This window comes from Polaribacter sp. KT 15 (genome assembly GCF_900143115.1).
In the GTDB taxonomy this organism is placed as follows: domain Bacteria; phylum Bacteroidota; class Bacteroidia; order Flavobacteriales; family Flavobacteriaceae; genus Polaribacter; species Polaribacter marinaquae.
The window spans coordinates 2,248,473-2,266,714 of sequence record NZ_LT670850.1; the positions used below are offsets into that span (position 1 = coordinate 2,248,473).

At 28.8% G+C, this 18,242-nt stretch carries 13 protein-coding genes; 10 read left to right on the forward strand and 3 right to left on the reverse strand.

The genetic code is table 11. From position 1 onward, the window contains the following. Positions 1-8 precede the first annotated feature (8 nt). Genes B5464_RS10120 through B5464_RS10145 form a run of 6 tightly spaced genes read left to right on the forward strand, consistent with a single transcriptional unit; the run spans position 9 to position 8,131 of the window. Complete coding sequence (locus tag B5464_RS10120) at positions 9-920, forward strand: NAD-dependent epimerase/dehydratase family protein (protein WP_172830878.1); 912 nt, start codon at positions 9-11, stop codon at positions 918-920. A gap of 5 nt (positions 921-925) precedes the next feature. Continuing rightward, positions 926-1,897, forward strand: coding sequence for a glycosyltransferase family 4 protein (locus B5464_RS10125; protein ID WP_079738262.1), 972 nt, complete (start codon positions 926-928; stop codon positions 1,895-1,897). Continuing rightward, entirely contained in the window at positions 1,890-2,996 is a 1,107-nt protein-coding gene (locus B5464_RS10130) for a DegT/DnrJ/EryC1/StrS aminotransferase family protein (RefSeq protein WP_079738263.1), read from the forward strand. Before B5464_RS10125 ends, B5464_RS10130 begins: the two co-directional genes overlap by 8 nt. 26 nt (positions 2,997-3,022) lie before the next feature. After that, complete coding sequence (locus B5464_RS10135) at positions 3,023-4,918, forward strand: nucleoside-diphosphate sugar epimerase/dehydratase (protein ID WP_079738264.1); 1,896 nt, start codon at positions 3,023-3,025, stop codon at positions 4,916-4,918. Between the two features lie 37 nt (positions 4,919-4,955). Beyond that, positions 4,956-5,723 (forward strand): polysaccharide biosynthesis/export family protein, encoded by a 768-nt coding sequence (locus B5464_RS10140; protein WP_079738265.1) that lies wholly within the window; start codon positions 4,956-4,958, stop codon positions 5,721-5,723. Between the two features lie 2 nt (positions 5,724-5,725). Next, positions 5,726-8,131 carry a polysaccharide biosynthesis tyrosine autokinase gene (locus tag B5464_RS10145; protein WP_079738266.1) on the forward strand — a complete coding sequence of 802 codons (2,406 nt, stop codon included), beginning with the start codon at positions 5,726-5,728 and terminating at the stop codon, positions 8,129-8,131. Between the two features lie 53 nt (positions 8,132-8,184). Here the strand turns inward: B5464_RS10145 and B5464_RS10150 are convergent, their stop codons facing one another. Continuing rightward, on the reverse strand, positions 8,185-8,925 hold the full coding sequence (locus B5464_RS10150; RefSeq protein ID WP_079738267.1) for a tyrosine-protein phosphatase: 741 nt from the start codon (positions 8,923-8,925) through the stop codon (positions 8,185-8,187). A gap of 122 nt (positions 8,926-9,047) precedes the next feature. Here B5464_RS10150 and B5464_RS10155 point away from each other — a divergent pair, with 122 nt between their 5' ends. Next, entirely contained in the window at positions 9,048-9,902 is an 855-nt protein-coding gene (locus B5464_RS10155) for an N-acetylglucosamine kinase (RefSeq protein WP_079738268.1), read from the forward strand. Here B5464_RS10155 and murF read toward each other — a convergent pair. Continuing rightward, entirely contained in the window at positions 9,892-11,148 is a 1,257-nt protein-coding gene (gene murF / locus B5464_RS10160) for a UDP-N-acetylmuramoyl-tripeptide--D-alanyl-D-alanine ligase (protein ID WP_079738269.1), read from the reverse strand. The genes B5464_RS10155 and murF overlap by 11 nt on opposite strands. 69 nt (positions 11,149-11,217) lie before the next feature. Beyond that, complete coding sequence (gene gldJ, locus B5464_RS10165) at positions 11,218-12,897, reverse strand: gliding motility lipoprotein GldJ (RefSeq protein ID WP_077811255.1); 1,680 nt, start codon at positions 12,895-12,897, stop codon at positions 11,218-11,220. Positions 12,898-13,098: 201 nt separating this feature from the next. On the opposite strand from gldJ, the gene porU reads away from it, so the two are divergent. From porU to cdd, 3 genes are all read left to right on the forward strand, one after another. Then, entirely contained in the window at positions 13,099-16,509 is a 3,411-nt protein-coding gene (porU, locus tag B5464_RS10170) for a type IX secretion system sortase PorU (RefSeq protein WP_079738270.1), read from the forward strand. A gap of 46 nt (positions 16,510-16,555) precedes the next feature. After that, positions 16,556-17,677, forward strand: coding sequence for a type IX secretion system outer membrane channel protein PorV (gene porV, locus B5464_RS10175; protein ID WP_079738271.1), 1,122 nt, complete (start codon positions 16,556-16,558; stop codon positions 17,675-17,677). Positions 17,678-17,754: 77 nt separating this feature from the next. After that, positions 17,755-18,237: a cytidine deaminase gene (cdd, locus tag B5464_RS10180; protein ID WP_079738272.1), complete on the forward strand. Its 483-nt coding sequence runs from the start codon at positions 17,755-17,757 to the stop codon at positions 18,235-18,237. Positions 18,238-18,242: the final 5 nt, after the last annotated feature.

Sequence of the window (18,242 nt, forward strand, 5' to 3'; positions counted from 1 at the left end):
TAATAAAAATGAATATTGTTACAGGAAACAAAGGTTTTGTGGGACTTAATTTAATCGATTATTTAACCCATAATAAAAAAAAGACTATTGGTGTCTCTAGAAATCCAACCAAAGATGAGTTGAGTTATCAAACCTTAAGTTCAGAAGACCTAAATAAAGCTAAAAGCTTTATTCATCTGGCAGGAAAAGCACACGATCTAAAGAAAACATCAGAAGATAGTGAGTATTTCGAAGTTAATACAGAATTAACGAAAAAACTATTTGACCAATTTTTAGAAAGTGAATGTGAAGTTTTTATTTATGTGAGTTCTGTAAAAGCCGCTGCAGATGTTGTTGATGGTGTTTTAACAGAAGATGTTACACCAAAACCTGTAACTGTTTACGGAAAATCTAAACTAGCTGCAGAAAATTATATCTTATCTAAAGAGATTCCTGAAGGAAAAAGGGTATACATATTAAGACCATGCATGATTCATGGGCCAAATAATAAAGGTAACTTAAACCTTCTATACAGTTTTGTATCAAAAGGAATTCCTTACCCTTTTGGTAAATATGAAAATAAGAGATCTTTTGTTTCAGTAGAAAATTTGTGTTTTGTGATTAATGAATTAATAGATAACACTAATATAGAATCAGGGGTTTATAATGTTGCCGATAATGAATCACTATCCACAAAAGATTTGGTAAAAATAATGGGAGAGGTTACAAATAAACCTGCTAAGATTTTGAAGACGCCTAAATTTTTAGTGAATACTTTAGCCAAATTAGGTGACATCTTACCTTTACCAATAAATTCTGAAAGGTTACAAAAGTTAACAGAAAACTATGTTGTTTCTAATCAAAAAATTAAAAATCAAATAGAAAAAGAACTACCTTTATCCGCACAAAAAGGAATAGAAAAAACGATAGCATCATTCTAATATTTATGAAAATCTACGTACTTGTTACTTTACTTTTAGCAGTATTATCTTATGTATACTTAAAATTGGCAATTAAATTTAAGATTATTGATAAACCAAATCAAAGGAGTTCACATACAAAAATAACAGTTAGAGGAGGCGGAATCATCTTTCCTTTAGCGATTTTATTGTTTTTTATTTTAAATGATTATCAATACCCTTATTTTATTTTAGGTGTTTTTTTGATTTCTGTCATTAGTTTTTTGGATGATATTTATACTTTGAGTTCTAAAATTAGATTCCCTTTTCAGTTTTTAGGCGTTTTTTTAATTTTATATCAAGTTGATTATCCTTTCTCTCCATTTTATTTGTATGCTGTATTCTTAATTTTAGGAATAGGAGCTGTAAATATGTTTAATTTTATGGATGGGATTAATGGAATAACGGGCTTATATTCTTTAGCAGTTATTTCTGGTTTGTTTTTGATAAACAATACTGAAAATATTGTTGATAATGACCTATTAATATACCCAGCAATATCATTGATAATTTTTGGGTTTTATAATTTTAGAAGAAAAGCACTTTTTTTTGCAGGGGATATAGGTAGTATTGCAATAGGTTTATTTATGTATTTTGTAGGATTCTTACTGGCAATAAAATTATCATCACCATTGATGTTATTACTTATAATTGTTTATGGAGCCGATGCAGGAAATACTTTACTCTACCGTAAAATTTTTACAAAAGAAAGTGTTTTTGATCCGCACAGACATCATGTTTATCAGAAGTTAGTTGATGTATATAAAATTTCTCACTTAAAAGTAGCTAGTATTTATGCTATATTGCAATTGGTTGTAAATTTTATAATTTTTAAAACATACAGGTTAGAATTGTCTTCTCAGTTTATTGTTTTTTTTACATTGATATTTATTTTTACATTAAGTTATATATTGTTATTTAGAAAAATAAAAAGAGACTTAGTTTTTAAAAATGAGTAAAAGAATAGCGCTTTCGGATAGTAATATTTCTGTGAATTTACCACGAGAAATAAATACAACCAATTATGATGTTATTACTAATTTCGAAGGTAAACTTGAAAAATATCTTGGAGAAAAAAAACATGTTGTAGCTCTAAATTCTGGGACTTCTGCTATTCATTTGGCCTTAATATTAAGCGGAGTTACAGAAGGAGATGAGGTTTTATGTCAGTCTTTTACCTATGTTGCTACGGCCAATCCTATTTTATATCAAAAAGCAAAGCCAATTTTTATTGATAGTGAGTTAGATACTTGGAACATTTGCCCGATGTACTTAGAGCAAGCCATTCTAGATAGAATAGCCAAGGGGAAAAAGCCTAAAGCAATTATTATCGTTCATCTGTATGGTATGCCATGTAAGATTGAAGAAATTGTGGCTATTGCAAAAAAGTATCAAATAATTTTAATTGAAGATGCTGCGGAAGCGTTAGGTTCAACTTATAAAGAACAAAAGTGTGGGACTTTTGGGGATTTTAGTATCTTTTCTTTTAATAATAATAAAATAGTATCATCATTTGGAGGAGGCGCACTAGTATGTAATTCCATAGAAGAAAAAGAAGAAGCTATTTTTTTGGCAACTCAAGCTAAAGATAAATCAGAATACTATTCACACTCGAGGTTAGGTTTTAACTATAGAATGAGTATTGTATCTGCCTTTATTGGTGCTGAAGAATTAAGTTATTTAAATGATTATGTTAGTGCAAAAATTGCTAATCATCAAAAATATGCAAGTCTTTTAGACGGTGTTAAAGGTGTTTCATTATTTAAAGAAGATGATGGTTTTATGAAATCAAATCATTGGTTGAGTTGTATTTTGATTGATTTTAAAGCTTCAAAATTTACGAATAAAAAGTTACGAAATCAGTTAAAAAATGATAATATCGAATCAAGACTGCTTTGGAAACCTTTACATTTACAGCCAATTTTTAAAAATTATGCTTTTTACGGTGACAATGTTGCATATAATTTATTTAAAAAAGGTTTATGTTTGCCTTCTAGTACCAATTTAACAAAAAACGATTTTAACAGAATATCAAATTCAATTCAGAATTTTTTGTAAATTCGTTATTATATCCAAAAAAAATAATGATAAGAAATTTTTTTTTAAAAGTCTTAAATAAATATGCTTCTAAATGGATTGTTTTTACAATTGATATTCTTCTTATTTGTTTGTCTTTTATTTTAGCATATTCTATAAGATTAGATATAAGTTTTAATTTTGATTTTAGTACAATTATACCGCAATTGATTGTTGTCTTTTTAGTTGCTGCAATTAGCTTTTTAATAATTGGTTCTTACAAAGGTGTTATTAGGCATACAGGTACAAAAGATGTTTTTAATGTTTTTATAGGCGTTACAATTTTAAGTATTAGTCTAAGTTTTATTGTTGTATTTAACCAACTATTTAAAGTTTATCCATCTTTTATCATTCCGAATTCTATTATTTTAATACATTATTTAGTTTCTGTTTTTGTGCTTATTATTAGTAGATATGTGTTTAAAGCATTTTACGAAATTATATCTACAGAATTAGATACCATTACAAACGCTTTAATTTATGGTGCTGGTGATTCTGGAATTATAACCTACGGCGCTCTAAACAGAGAAAGAAAAGGAAGTTATCAAATTTTAGGTTTTATCGATGATGATAAAAATAAAGTAAATAAAAAAATTGATAGGATTCGTGTTTATGATATATCAATGATCGATCAAAATTTTATCGACAAGCATGATATTACAGAAGTTATTATTTCTATACAGAAAATTAAACCTAGTAGGTTGCTTGAGATAACAGATAGTTTAATAAAGCTAAATGTAGAAGTTAAAATTGTACCGCCTTTAACTAAATGGATTGATGGAGATTTACAAGCAAATCAAATTAAGCAAGTAAATATTGAAGATTTATTAGACAGAGAACAAATTTTAATTGACAATCCTATCGTACAGAGAGAAGTCGAAGGTAAGGTAATTTTAGTTTCAGGTGCTGCAGGCTCTATAGGAAGTGAAATTTCTAGACAATTAAGTCTTTACAATTGTAAATTGATTGTTTTAATTGATCAAGCTGAATCACCATTGTATGATTTACAGCAAGAATTGATTCAGAAAGGTGTTACAAACTTTGTTGCTATTGTTTCTGATGTAAGAGATAAATTTAAAATTTCAAGAATTTTTAAAAAATACAAACCTCAAAGAATTTTTCATGCCGCAGCATATAAACATGTACCTTTAATGGAAAAATCTCCTTACGAAGCAATAAAGGTGAATGTTTTAGGAACAAAAAATTTAGCAGATTTATCTATTGAAAATAAAATAGAGCGATTTGTAATGGTTTCTACTGATAAAGCTGTAAATCCGACAAACGTAATGGGAGCATCTAAAAGAATTGCAGAATTATATGTAAGCTGTGTTAGTAAAAAGTCTAAAAAAACCAAATTTACAATTACTAGATTCGGAAATGTATTAGGCTCTAATGGTTCTGTAATTCCGTTATTTAAAAGGCAAATTGAAGCAGGAGGTCCTTTAACGGTTACTCACAAAGAGATTACAAGGTATTTTATGACGATTCCTGAAGCATGTAGTTTGGTTTTGGAAGCTGGTACTATGGGGAAAGGAGGAGAGATTTATATCTTTGATATGGGGAAATCTGTAAAGATTTTTGAGATAGCAAAAAGAATGATCTACCTATCCGGATTAAAATATCCAGAAGATATTGACATTAAAATTACAGGTTTAAGACCAGGTGAAAAATTATACGAGGAGTTATTGGCGAATGGTGAAAACACGATTAAGACTTACCATGAAAAAATTATGATTGCTAAGACCCAAAAAATAGATACAAAAGAGATTAAACCTAAAATTGAAGAATTAACAACTACTTTTAGTGATTTAAATAATAGCGATTTAGTAGCTGTTATGAAAGATTTAGTGCCAGAATACGTTTCAAATAATTCTGAATTTGAAAAATTAGATAATGTTAGTTAGTATTTGATTTTTATACTATTTTTGAAAAAAATTTTACATGAATAAGATTAAATTTATTTTTTTACTTTATTTAATAATCACAGCATCAGCATGTGTTTCCAATAAAGATATTGCCTATTTTCAGTTTGATGAAATTGACCAAAGTAAGGTGAGTAATAAGTTTCAAACAATTTTTAAACCAGATGACTTGTTACAAATTACAATTTCTTCTGATGATTTGGAAGCAACTAAGCCTTTCAATTTGCCAGTAGCATCATTTGGTACTTCAAACTCTGCTGTTGGACAACCAAGGCAACAAGCTTATTTGATTGATAGTAAAGGCGAAATAGATTTTCCTGTATTGGGGAAGTTAAAATTAGGAGGTCTTACAAGAGAGGAGGCTCTAGAGTTATTTAAAAATAAATTAGATCCAGATTATATCAAAAATCCAACAGTTAATATCCGTATTTCTAATTTTAAAATTTCTGTATATGGAGATGTTAAAAAGCCAGGTACTTATACAATACCAAACGAGCGTGTTAGCATCTTAGATGCTATAGGTTTAGCTGGTGACTTAAATATTTCTGGTAAGAGAAAAAATGTGATGGTGATTAGAGAAGAAAATAATCAAAAAAACAAGTACTACGTTGATTTGACTTCAAATAAGACCTTAACCTCTCCGGTGTATTATCTTCAACAAAACGATGCAGTTTATATTGAGCATAATTATTCAAGGATTCAATCTGCTTCCTCTAATACAAATACGAGTTTATTTATATCAGTTACAGGTTTAATAATAACTATTGTATCTATTTTAACAAGGTAAAAATGCAAGTAAACAAAGAACAGAATTCATTACCCATTAATGAAGAAAACGATACTGTAAATATCAGAGAAGAGATAGAAAAATATATCTATCACTGGAAATGGTTTGTATTAGGAGTATTTTTAACTCTTATATTAGCTTTTTTATATTTAAGGTATAGTACGCCAGAATATAGCGCATCTGCATCAATTTTAATAAAAGATAATCAAAAATCTGGTATTTCTAAAGAATTAGAGGCTTTCAAAGACATGGGGATTGTTGGAGGCGGCTCATCTAATAATACAGATAATGAAATTGAAATTTTAAAATCAAGAAAAATCATTGGAAATGTTGTTGATTCACTGAATTTAGGTTTTATTTATTCAAGAGAAGGGAGAATAAAGAAATCAGAGATATTTGGTGATAAAAATCCAATCATTTTAAAACTAATAAGTTTAAATAAAGAGTTTCTAAATCGAAAAAAAGACACATCTTTTTCGATTAACTTCCTTTCCAAAAATGAATTTCAATTAAAAAATGAGCATGGAGATATTGTTACTAAAAATGCTTTTGATAAAGTAATTAAATCTGATTTAGGTCTATTTAAAATTGTAAGATCTACAAAATTTGATGAGACATCTAATGATATATATATATCAATATTAACGAGGGATAAGGTTATAGATTATTTTAAGAAAGCTGTAAATATCTTTCCTGTTAATAAAAATACTAGTGTCTTGAATTTATCAATTACTCATCCTATTCAAGAAAAAGCCGAAAATTTTTTGGATGAATTAGTAAAGCAATATAATCTTGACGCAATAGCTGATAAAAGTGAGGTTTCTCAGAAAACTAAGGAATTTATAGATGACAGATTGGAAGCAATTGGTAGAGATTTGAGCGCTATACAAGATAAGGTAAAAGATTTTAAGACTGATAATAATATTACAGGACTTTCTGGTGAAGGAGAGTTGGCTTTAGCCACGGCTAATGCAAATAATGAGAAATTAATTGCAATAAAAACTGAACTTGAAATAGCTAAAGGTGTCTATCAAAACATTAATAAAAATTCGAGTAATAATGAAACACTTCCACAAAATTTAGGTTTTTCTGATGCCTCGATAGCTGAGTCAATTAAGCAATTTAATGATTTAGTTTTATTAAAAAATAGATTAAGTGTAAATGCAGGAAGTAAAAATCCGCAAATTTTGCAGTATAATAAAGAAATTGAAATACTTAAACTAAATTTAAAAAAAAGTATATCAAATTTAATAGCATCTCTAGAAACACAGTATAATCAAACAAATAAGGAAGCAAATAAAGTGAAATATAAAGTTTCTACAATCCCATTGTTAGAAAGAGGTTATATTGATATTGAAAGAGAACAAGAAATTATCTCTGGTTTATATTCATATTTATTAAAGAAAAAGGAGGAAACGGCCATCTCACTTGCAGTTACTGTACCTAATGCTAAAATTATAGATGAAGCCTATAGTTCGGGAGTTCCTGTTTCTCCGAAAAGAAAAATAATTTATTTAGCGGCAATATTATTAGGTTTAATTATACCTTTTGTAATAATCTATTTAAGAAATCTTTTAGATACAAAAGTTCACAGTAAAAAAGATATCGAAAGTGCATTAACAGTTCCTTTTTTAGGCGACATACCTAGATCTGAATCTAAAGAAAAAGTTATTGTTGGTAGTGATGCTCGTTCTAGTGGTTCCGAAGCTTTCCGCCTGGTTAGAACCAATCTAGACTTTATGTTAGCAAGTAAAAAAGGTTCTAAGAAATTTATATTTATCACTTCTACTACAAGTGGTGAGGGTAAATCATTTATTTCAATAAACTTGGCAGCAACTTTATCTTTATCTGGTAAAAAAGTTCTATTAATTGGGATGGATTTAAGAGCGCCAAAGGTTACCGAATATTTAGGTTTAGAAAGTAAAAAAGGTGTGACAAATTATATTACAAGTAGCGATTTGACGCTAGACGAATTAAAGTTTCAAATTCCACAGGCGCCAACATTAGATATTATTTCTTCTGGAGCAATACCTCCAAATCCTGCAGAATTATTAAGTGGTGATAACGTAAAGAATTTATTTGAAGAAATTGATACAGAACAAGATTATGATTATGTTGTAGTAGATACTGCACCTGTTAATTTAGTAACAGATACTTTGCTAATCTCTAAGTATGCAGATATGTTCTTATATATTGTTAGAGCAAATTATTTAGATAAACGTTTACTAGCAGTACCTCAAGAACTATATAAAAATAAGCGTTTACCTAATATGTCTATCGTTTTAAATGACACAGACCCTAAGAGAAGTTACGGTTACGGTTACGGATACGGTGGCTATGGTTATGGTTATTTAGCAGAGGAAGAACAAGGTAAATCTTGGTTTGGAAAGATTTTTAACAGAAGTTAATATTATTATCTATACACATATAAAAAAAGGAGCAATTTTAATTGCTCCTTTTTTTAGTTAAATACTTTACTATTGTTATCTAGTAAATGTTTTATCTTTTTTAGATTTTTTTGAGTTCCAATCTTTTTTAGCAACTGCAAATGCTTTTTATGATGTGTGTCAGAACCAACAAAGTCATAAAGGTTTTGTTTTAATAATTCATTACTTATCTTTTGAACATTTTTACCATATTGCTCAGTTAGTGATAATAGATTTAACTGAAATAAACATCCCGCTTTTTTCAGCTTATGGTAATTTTGTAAATCATTATGAAAAAAGTTATATCTTTCAGGATGTGCCAAAACTGGTTTGTATCCTTTTAATTGAATGTCGAAAAGTACATCATATAAATTCATTGGAGCATTAAAATAAGACATCTCAACAAGAATATAATTTCCTTTTAAAGTCAAAATATCATTTGCTTTAAGCCTATCAATAAATTGCTCATCCATCATATATTCTGCAGCAGCATTAATTTTAATGTCACTGTAGCCTTTATTTTTTAAAGCTGTTCTTACTTCTTTTAATTTGCTTTTTATCGTTTCAGATGAATTGGGATATACGTCTCCTAAAACATGAGGTGTTGTTATAAAGTTTTTTATTCCATAAGAATACATCTTTAAAATTAATTCTACAGAGTTATCAATATTTTTAGCACCATCATCTATACCCGGAAGTAAATGAGAATGGATATCAACAAAATTATTTGTAAAGAAATCTGTTAACGGAATTTCTTTCTTTTTAAAGAAAAACATAAAGGTTTTATTTTGTGCAAAAATACTAATTTATAATTTCTTTGAAACGAAAACGATTGAAGTTTTAATAGCTATTGCCAATTGATTGAAGTTATTATATATTTGATTAAAACAATAATATTATGATTTTAATTGCAGACGGAGGTTCTACAAAAGCAGATTGGATTGCTTTAAATACGAATAAAAAAGAAGAATTTAGAGTTCGAACTTTGGGATTGAATCCTGTAGTTGTAGAAGAGGAAGAGTTGCATAATAGAATTATTAATATGTTTCAGCTTATTAATATTAAAGATGATGTAACAGAAATTCATTTTTATGGTGCAGGTTGTGGTACACCAAAACCTACTGCGGTATTAAAAAAAGTATTAGAAACTATTTTTGTAAATGCCAAGGTTTTTATTGCTGAAGATATGTTGGCAGCTGTTTATGCTGCTACGGGCAAAGAACCAGCAATAGTATGTATTTTAGGAACCGGTTCTAATAGTTGTTATTTTGATGGTAAACACATGGAAATGGTTGTGCCTTCCCTTGGATATATTTTGATGGATGAAGCAAGTGGTAATTATTTTGGAAAAAAACTAATTATAGATTATTACTACAAAAATATGCCAAAAAAAATAGCTTCAAAATTTGAAAATGAGTTTAATTTAGAAGCAGATTTCATAAAAAATAATATTTATAAAGAAGCGAATCCTAATATGTACTTGGCAACATTTGCTAAATTTATGTTCGATTTTAAAGATGAAAAATATATTAAGAGGTTGATCAAAAAAGGATTTCAAGAATTTTTTAAATATCGAATACTACCTTACAACAAAGACGAATCAACAAAAATTTATTTTATAGGTTCTATTGCGCATTATTTTAGTGATATTTTAGAAAAAGTTGCAAGTAAATACAATCTTAAAATTACTGGTGTAATACAAAGACCAATAGATAACCTGTTAGAATATCATAAAGAAAATATTAATCTATAAAATTTAATATTCTTTCTAAACCCATTCCTCTAGATCCTTTAATTAATATTTTTTGATTTTCTAGAGGATTCTTTTTTATAAAATCTTCTAATTCTGAAAATGAAATTAATTTTTTATTTTTTGTTGTAGTTTTATAAAAATTCTCGCCTACATAAAATGTGTTTTCGAAGTTAAAACTATCAGCTAAATCGACTATGTATTGATGTTCTATTTCAGCAGAACTTCCTAACTCAAACATATCACCTAAAATAACAGTTTTAAATTTAGACTCTAATCTAGCAAAGTTTTCTAAAGCAACTTTCATGCTCGAAGGATTTGCATTGTAGGCATCTAAAATGATATAATTACTTTCTTTATTTATTATTTGAGAGCGATTGTTTGTTGGTGTGTATTTTTCGATTGCTGACTGTATATCTGCATCTAAAACTTTAAAATAATTACCAATGGTAATTGCAACTGCAATATTATTATAATTATAAGATCCAATTAGATTGGTTGTAATTGTGTTGCTGTTAAAAGATAATTTAACAAAAGGAGAGGCGTCAATTAATTTTATAGAATTATTAAAATGAATTGTATTACAATTACTAGTTTTTTGCACTTGAAGTTTATCATCAGTATTAATAAAAGCAGTTTTATTATTCTTTATTAAATAATCATACAATTCACTTTTGCCTTTAATTACACCTTCTACACCTCCAAAACCCTCTAAATGTGCTTTTCCAAAATTTGTGATATATCCATAGTCTGGATTCGCTATCGAACATAAGAATTCAATTTCTTTTTGATGATTTGCACCCATTTCTACAATTCCCATTTCCACATCCGGAGTAAAAGAAAGAAGTGTTAAGGGAACGCCAATATTGTTATTTAAATTGCCATAAGTTGCTTTTGTATTGTATTTTTTAGATAAAACAACATTTATCAATTCTTTGGTAGTTGTTTTACCATTACTACCTGTAAGAGCTATAATTGTTGCATTTAATTGCTTTCTGTGATAGCGAGCTAAATCTTGTAACGTTTCTAAAACATTTTTCACAAGAATTGTAGTTTTATTATTATGATATTCTTCTTCATCTATAATAGCGAAACTAGCACCTTTTTTTATGGACTCTGATGCAAATTTATTTCCATTGAAATTATCTCCTTTTAAAGCAAAAAAAAGTGTGTTTTCTCTAATTTTTCTAGTGTCTGTATCTACTAAGTAGTGTTTAGAGTAAAGCTTATAGATTTCTGTTATATTCATAAAATAAAGATATAAAAAAACCTCATTGTGAAGTTACAATGAGGTTTGTTTTTTTTAAATCTACGTGTATTATCTACTAGGATTTCTGGCAGTACGTTTTTTATATGTCATTGGACCAAATTTGTCTGTAACACATCTAAAACCAATAAAGTTTGTTGCCATATATTCTGGTAAATATCTTCTTTGAGCTGGATCTAACCAATACTCTCTATCTGCCCAAGAACCACCTTTATAAACTCTTGTTTGATCGCTAATTAGAGTTCTTCTTTTCTTGTCATCATTTATTAATACATCTCTACCAGATAAAGAGTCTCTAAATCTTGCAGGTTTTTTTGGTGAATTATACATACTTGGTCTAGAAGCAAAACGATCTTCATCATCTTCATAAAATCTACTAGAATTTAAATCACCATCATTAATATTTGCATTTTCTGCTCTAGAAAAATTAGTTCTAAAAGATGCATCATCTTTTGTAATTGGGACATATTTAATTGTTCCAGGTAGTTGCTTTGGTATAACGCTACCATTTGGTAAAGTATCATATTCTACAGCTACATCATTACCAACAATAACAACTTTTCCTTCTTGATTTATCATCTTTTTAGTAAATAAATTACCTCTAAAATAATTAAAATCATTTGCTTCGTTATCGATAATTGGTCTATAAACATCAGCAACCCATTCTGCTACATTGCCAGACATGTCATATAATCCGAAGGCATTAGGAGGGTAAGATTTAATTCTAATAGGAATATCAGAACCATCAGAACTCCAACCTGGTAAACCACTATACTGTCCTTTACCTTGTTTAAAGTTAGCTAACTGGTCTCCTCTAAATCTTTTCTTTTGAGCTCTTGTATATTTACCATTCCAAGCATATTTTTTTCTACCTCTAACAGTATTATATTCTCTGTTTTCAACAATCGCTTTTGCTGCAAATTCCCATTCTGCTTCTGTAGGTAATCTAAATTTTTGTTGAAGAACGCCGTCTGCTTGTGTTATTTTTCTACCTTGAAAATCATCTTTTCCTGGTTTTGGATCTCCTTTTTGTCTTACAACTCTGGTTCTTACACCTCTTTTATAAATTGTTGTATCTCCATCAAAAAGCCTATCAGAATCATTTAAAAATCTTTCTGTATCAAAAAAGTTTCTTGTAGAGTCAGATTCAAAAATATTTTTAATGTGCCCTTTATCAATTAACTTTTTTAAGTTTACTGCGTTTGTTCTCCATTTACAGTATTCATTAGCTTGTAACCAAGTAACACCAACAACTGGGTAATCTGCATATGCTGGGTGTCTAAAATAGTTTTCTGTTAAAATATCGGTATTACCTAAACTTTTTCTCCATACTAAAGTATCTGGTAAGGTAGAATTGTAAATGTGCTTGTATTTCTCTTCAGAAGGAGAGAAAACATCTTTCATATATTGCACATATAAAAAGTATTCAGAATTTGTTACTTCTGCCTCGTCCATAAAAAATGAACGAACATGAATTTTCTTCGGAGTTGTATTCCAATCGAACATTACGTCGTCTTGAACTTGCCCCATTGTAAAAGAACCACCTTCAATATCTACCATTCCTAACGGAGTTTCTTGGCCTTCGAAAGAGCTGTTTCTTATATAATTTCCGTTTTTAGGATCGTTAAAAGATAAACCAGTTAATCTAGATTTACCAGTTGTAGATCTATTACAATTTGCTAAAAGCAATGTTGTGAAAACAACTAAAGATATTTTAAAAATTTTTTCCATTTCCTAATCGAAAATTATTTAGGGTTTTTATTAAGGATGCAATTTACAATAAATAAAATTTAGTGCAAGAAAAATATAAATTTTAACGCATCAATTTTTTATACACATTCTATTAAACGTAAGCTTTATATATTTAGTATAACTTATATTTGTAGTTGTTAAAATATAAACACTTATTTTACGTTATTTGATTACTATTTTATGAAAAAAAATCTTCTACTAATACTAACAGTATTTTGTGCGTTGCAACTAAACGCACAAGTAAATTCATCTGTTTTGGCTTCTGGAGACTGGTTTAAATTTTCTGTAGACACAACGGGTGTTTTTAAGATCGATAGAAATTTATTACAAAGAATTGGAGTTTCTACAAATAATATAAACCCTCAAAATATAAGGATTTATGGTAACGGTGGTACTTTATTGCCGTTTGTAAATAATGATTTTAGGTACCAAGATTTACAGGAAAATGCTATTTACGTAGAAGGTGAATCTGACGGTAGTTTCGATGCCAACGATTTTATTTTATTCTATGCGAAAGGCCCTCACGATTGGGTTTTAGATACTGCAAACAAAAGTGCAAAACATAGACAAAATATATATTCTGATAAGGCTTATTATTTTATAACAGTAGGTAATACTGCCGGAAAAAGAATTCAAAATAAAGCTTTAAACGCAAATAGTGCAGCTACACAAATTTCTAGTTTTGATGATTTTATTTTTTATGAAAAAGAAGAGATAAACTTATTAGGTGCAGGTACACAATGGTTTTTTGATGACAATTTTAATATCGAAAATACACAGAGTTTTACAATACCTTTTGATAAAGTATTGGTAAATGAAGATATATTTATTAGAACAAGAGCTGTAAGTAATTCCATTTCATCATCTACATTATCGGTAAAAGCAAATAATACAGATTTATATACGCTTAGTTTTAGTGGTTTAAATCCGAGTTCGTTAACAAAAGCAGTAACATCAGAAAGAACTGCAGCATTTACCAACCCAACAAACGCGATTACTTTAGAATTAAATTACAACAATAACGGAAATCCGTCTGCAAATGCTTTTTTAGATTTTATTGAGATTTATGGTAAAAAAAATCTTTTAGCAAACGGTAAACAGTTTGGTTTTAGAAGTTTTAATCAATTTGATGCGAGTGGTACAGTTGAGTTTCAAATAAAAAATGCATCAGAAATTTACCAAGTTTGGGATGTAACAAATGCTATTAATCCTGAATTAATAACTAACGAAAGTTCTACATCAGATTTTAGATTTAAAGCCAACGGAGGAGTTTTAAATGAATATGTTGTATTAAATTCTTCGGATTTTTATATACCAGAAACTATTGAAAATTCGAGAGTAGAAAATCAAAATTTACATGCTTTAAAAGATATAAATTATCTTGTAATTACTAGCAAAGATTTGGTTTCACAAGCACAAAGATTGGCAGATTATCATCAAACAAATTCCGGATTATCTACAAAGGTTGTTATTTTAGATGAAATTTATAATGAGTTTGCATCAGGCTCTAAAGATATTACAGGTATTCGAGATTTTATAAGACATTTATATACAACCAATTCATCCGAAGATAAAAAGTTAAAATTTGTATGTTTCTTTGGCGATTCTTCTTACGATTACAAAGATAGAATTGCAAATAACAATAATGTGGTTCCGGTTAAATTACCTTCTCAAACGGATGATATTTATCATTTTAACTTGGCTTTTTCTTATGTAACAGATGATTTTTTTGTGATGTTAGATGCAAATGAGGGTAGCATGAGTTCTTCTCATACCATAGATGTTGTTTCAAGCAGAATACCGGTTACAGGAATATCGCAAGCAGAAGATGTTGTAACTAAAATTTTAAGTTATTATGATGAAAGTTCTAAAGGAGATTGGCGAAATACAGTAACCCTTTTAGCAGATGATATTGATGATGATTTTGATATACCAATTCAGAAAGGTGTAGAGTCGATTGCTGATGAAATTAAAAATAGAAAACCAATTTTTAATGTTAGTAAAATTTATGCTGATGCTTTTGTACAACAAAATTCTTCTGGTGGAGAACGTTATCCGGAAGTAAAAACAGCAATTACGAATGCAATAGAAAAAGGTACTTTAGTTTTTGATTATTTTGGGCACGGTGGTGAAGATGGTTTTGCAGCAGAAAGGATATTAGAGAAACCTCAAATTCAAGAGTTTAATAATATTAATACGTTACCTCTTTTAATTACAGTTACTTGCGATTTTTCTAGATTCGATAATCCGAGTAGAATTACTGCTGGTGAGTTAACATTATGGAATAAAAACGGAGGCGCATCTAGTATGATTACTACTACAAGAGAGGTTTTTATAAATGTTGGACAACAATTTAATGAAAGTTTAATTAGAATTTTACTAGAATTTAATGATGAAAAATTTACAATTGCAGAATCTTTAACACAAGCAAAAAATAATTTTTCGAGTATACAGAAGTTTTTTATCTATTCATTCGGAGATCCGGCAATGAAACTTGCAGTGCCAGAACCAAATATAAAAATCACAAAATTAAACGGTAAAGATATTTCGCAACCATTAGATACTTTAAAAGCTTTGTCTAAAGTAAGTTTCGAGGGTGTAATTGTTAATAATTCAGATGCTGTTTTAAATAATTTTAACGGTGTTTTATCTACAACAGTTTTCGATAAAATTATTGATAAAAGAACTTTAGGAAACAATAGTTTTGGAGAAACTCTAGATTTTGACACACAAGACAGTAAGTTGTTTAGAGGTAAATCTAGTATAGAAAACGGAGCGTTTAAGTTTGATTTTATTGTACCAAAAGATATTAAAATTGCACTCGGAAACGGTAAAGTAAGTTTTTATGCAGAAAATGGTACATCAGAAAAAGCAGGTTATAATATAGATTTGGTAATTGGTGGTATTAATGAAAATGCACCAGAAGATACCGTTGGCCCAGAAGTTAAATTGTTTATGAATGATGAGTCTTTTATAGACGGTGGCAATACAAATGCTTCTCCTAATTTAATAGCGGTATTATCGGATGTTAGTGGTATTAATACTTCTATTACTGCCGTAGATCACGATATTATTGGGATTTTAGATGGCGACACCACAAATCCTATTGTATTAAATGACTTTTATCAAACAGAATTAAACGATTTTACAAAAGGGAAAGTTACATATAGATTAAGAGATTTAGAAGTTGGCCCACACACATTAAAAATAAAAGTTTGGGATACATACAATAACTCATCAGAATTAACGTTGAACTTCGTAGTTGTTAGCGATGCAATTTTAAATTTAGAAAACGTATTAAACTATCCCAATCCTTTTGTAAATTATACAGAGTTTTGGTTTAACCATAATAAACCAAACGAAAATTTAGAAGTACAAGTGCAAATTTTTACAATTTCTGGTAAATTGGTAAAAACTATTAATAGAAATATTATTACGGTTGGTAATTTGTCTAGAAGTATAACTTGGAATGGTTTAGATGATTTTGGTAATAAAATTGGTAAAGGGGTTTATGTTTATAAACTAAGAGTTAAATCTACAACAAGTAATTTAGTGTCAGAGAAGTATGAAAAATTAGTAATACTTCAATAAAATATAGATATTTGTAATTAGAATAAAATTCAACAGAGAATATAAAATGAAGAAATTAGGATTATGTTTATTATTAAGTGCTTTTGCAACATTTAAAATTGCGGCACAGACAGATACTCAACAAACAGGAGGTATTACAACAGCTACACCTTTTTTATTAATTGTACCAGATGCTAGGGCAGGTGGTATGGGAGATATTGGTGTTGCTACAAGTGCAGATGCTTTTTCGCTGTTTCACAATCCTGCTAAAATAGCGTTTAGCAATAGACAAATTTATACGGGTATTACCTATTCGCCTTGGTTACGTAATTTAACAGATGATATTTTTATAGGAAGTGGTTCTTATATTAATAGATTTAGTGAAAATGCAGCTTGGGGTGCAGATTTTAAATATTTCTCTTTGGGTCAAATAGATTTAACCGATAGCAACGGTGCAGAAAATGGATCTATAAATCCAAACGAATTTGTTGCAACTGGTTCTTACTCATTAAAGTTAAGTGAAACTTTTGCAATGGGAGTTTCTTTAAAATACATAAGATCTAATTTAGCATTTAACGGAACTTCGGGTAATTCTTTACAGCCAATTAATTCTTTTGCAGTAGATGTTTCTGGTTATTACCAATCTTTAGAAGAAAATTATGGTAATTTTAATGGTAAATATAGAATCGGTTTTAATATCGCAAACATAGGTCCGAAGGTTTCTTACACACCAGGTGAAGAAGATTTTATACCAACAAACTTTAAATTAGGTGGTGGTTTCGATTTTATTTTAGATGATTATAATACAATTACAACAACTGTAGAGTTTACTAAATTACTGGTGCCAACAGTAAATGATCCTAATGATGAAAAAGGTTGGATCGACGGAATTTTTAGTTCTTTTGGTGACGCTCCAGGTGGTTTTAGTGAAGAATTAAAGGAAGTAACTTACGCTTTTGGTGCAGAATATTTATATAACAATGCTTTTGCATTAAGAGCAGGATATTTTCATGAAAGTGAAGATAAAGGAAATAGACAATATTTTACATTAGGTGGTGGCTTTAAAACGAATGCTTTAAACATCGATTTGTCATATTTAATTAATTCATCAGATGTAAATAATCCATTAGAAAATTCATTACGTTTTTCATTATCTTTTGATTTAGGTGAAATTTACGATGAGTATTAAAAAATCATAATTTTTTAGTAATTTTAGCACAATATTTAAAGCAGTCATTTTTGGGCTGCTTTTTTTGACTTTATAATATGAAAGAAATTAAAATATCTTCTTCGGCTATTGTTTATAACGATATAGAAGAGTTATCTAAAGATGATAAATTTTTAATGAATAAGGCAATTGATGCTCGTAAGAAAGCATACGCACCTTATTCTAAGTTTAATGTTGGCGCTGCTTTATTATTAGAAAACGGAGAAATTGTTTTAGGAAATAATCAAGAAAATGCAGCATACCCTTCTGGTATGTGTGCAGAAAGAGTCGCAATTTGGGCTGCAGGAGCAACGTATCCTGGAGTTAAAATCATAAAACTTGCAATTTCAGCAAGTTCTACAATTACAAAAGTAGATAAACCTGTAGGGCCTTGTGGTGCTTGTAGACAATCTTTATCGGAATATGAAATAAAGCAAAAACAAGCTTTTCCTCTTTTATTTATGGGAGAAGTTGGAGAAATTGTAAAAACGGAATCACTTTTATCTTTATTGCCGTTTTCTTTTGATAGTTCTTATTTATAATCATT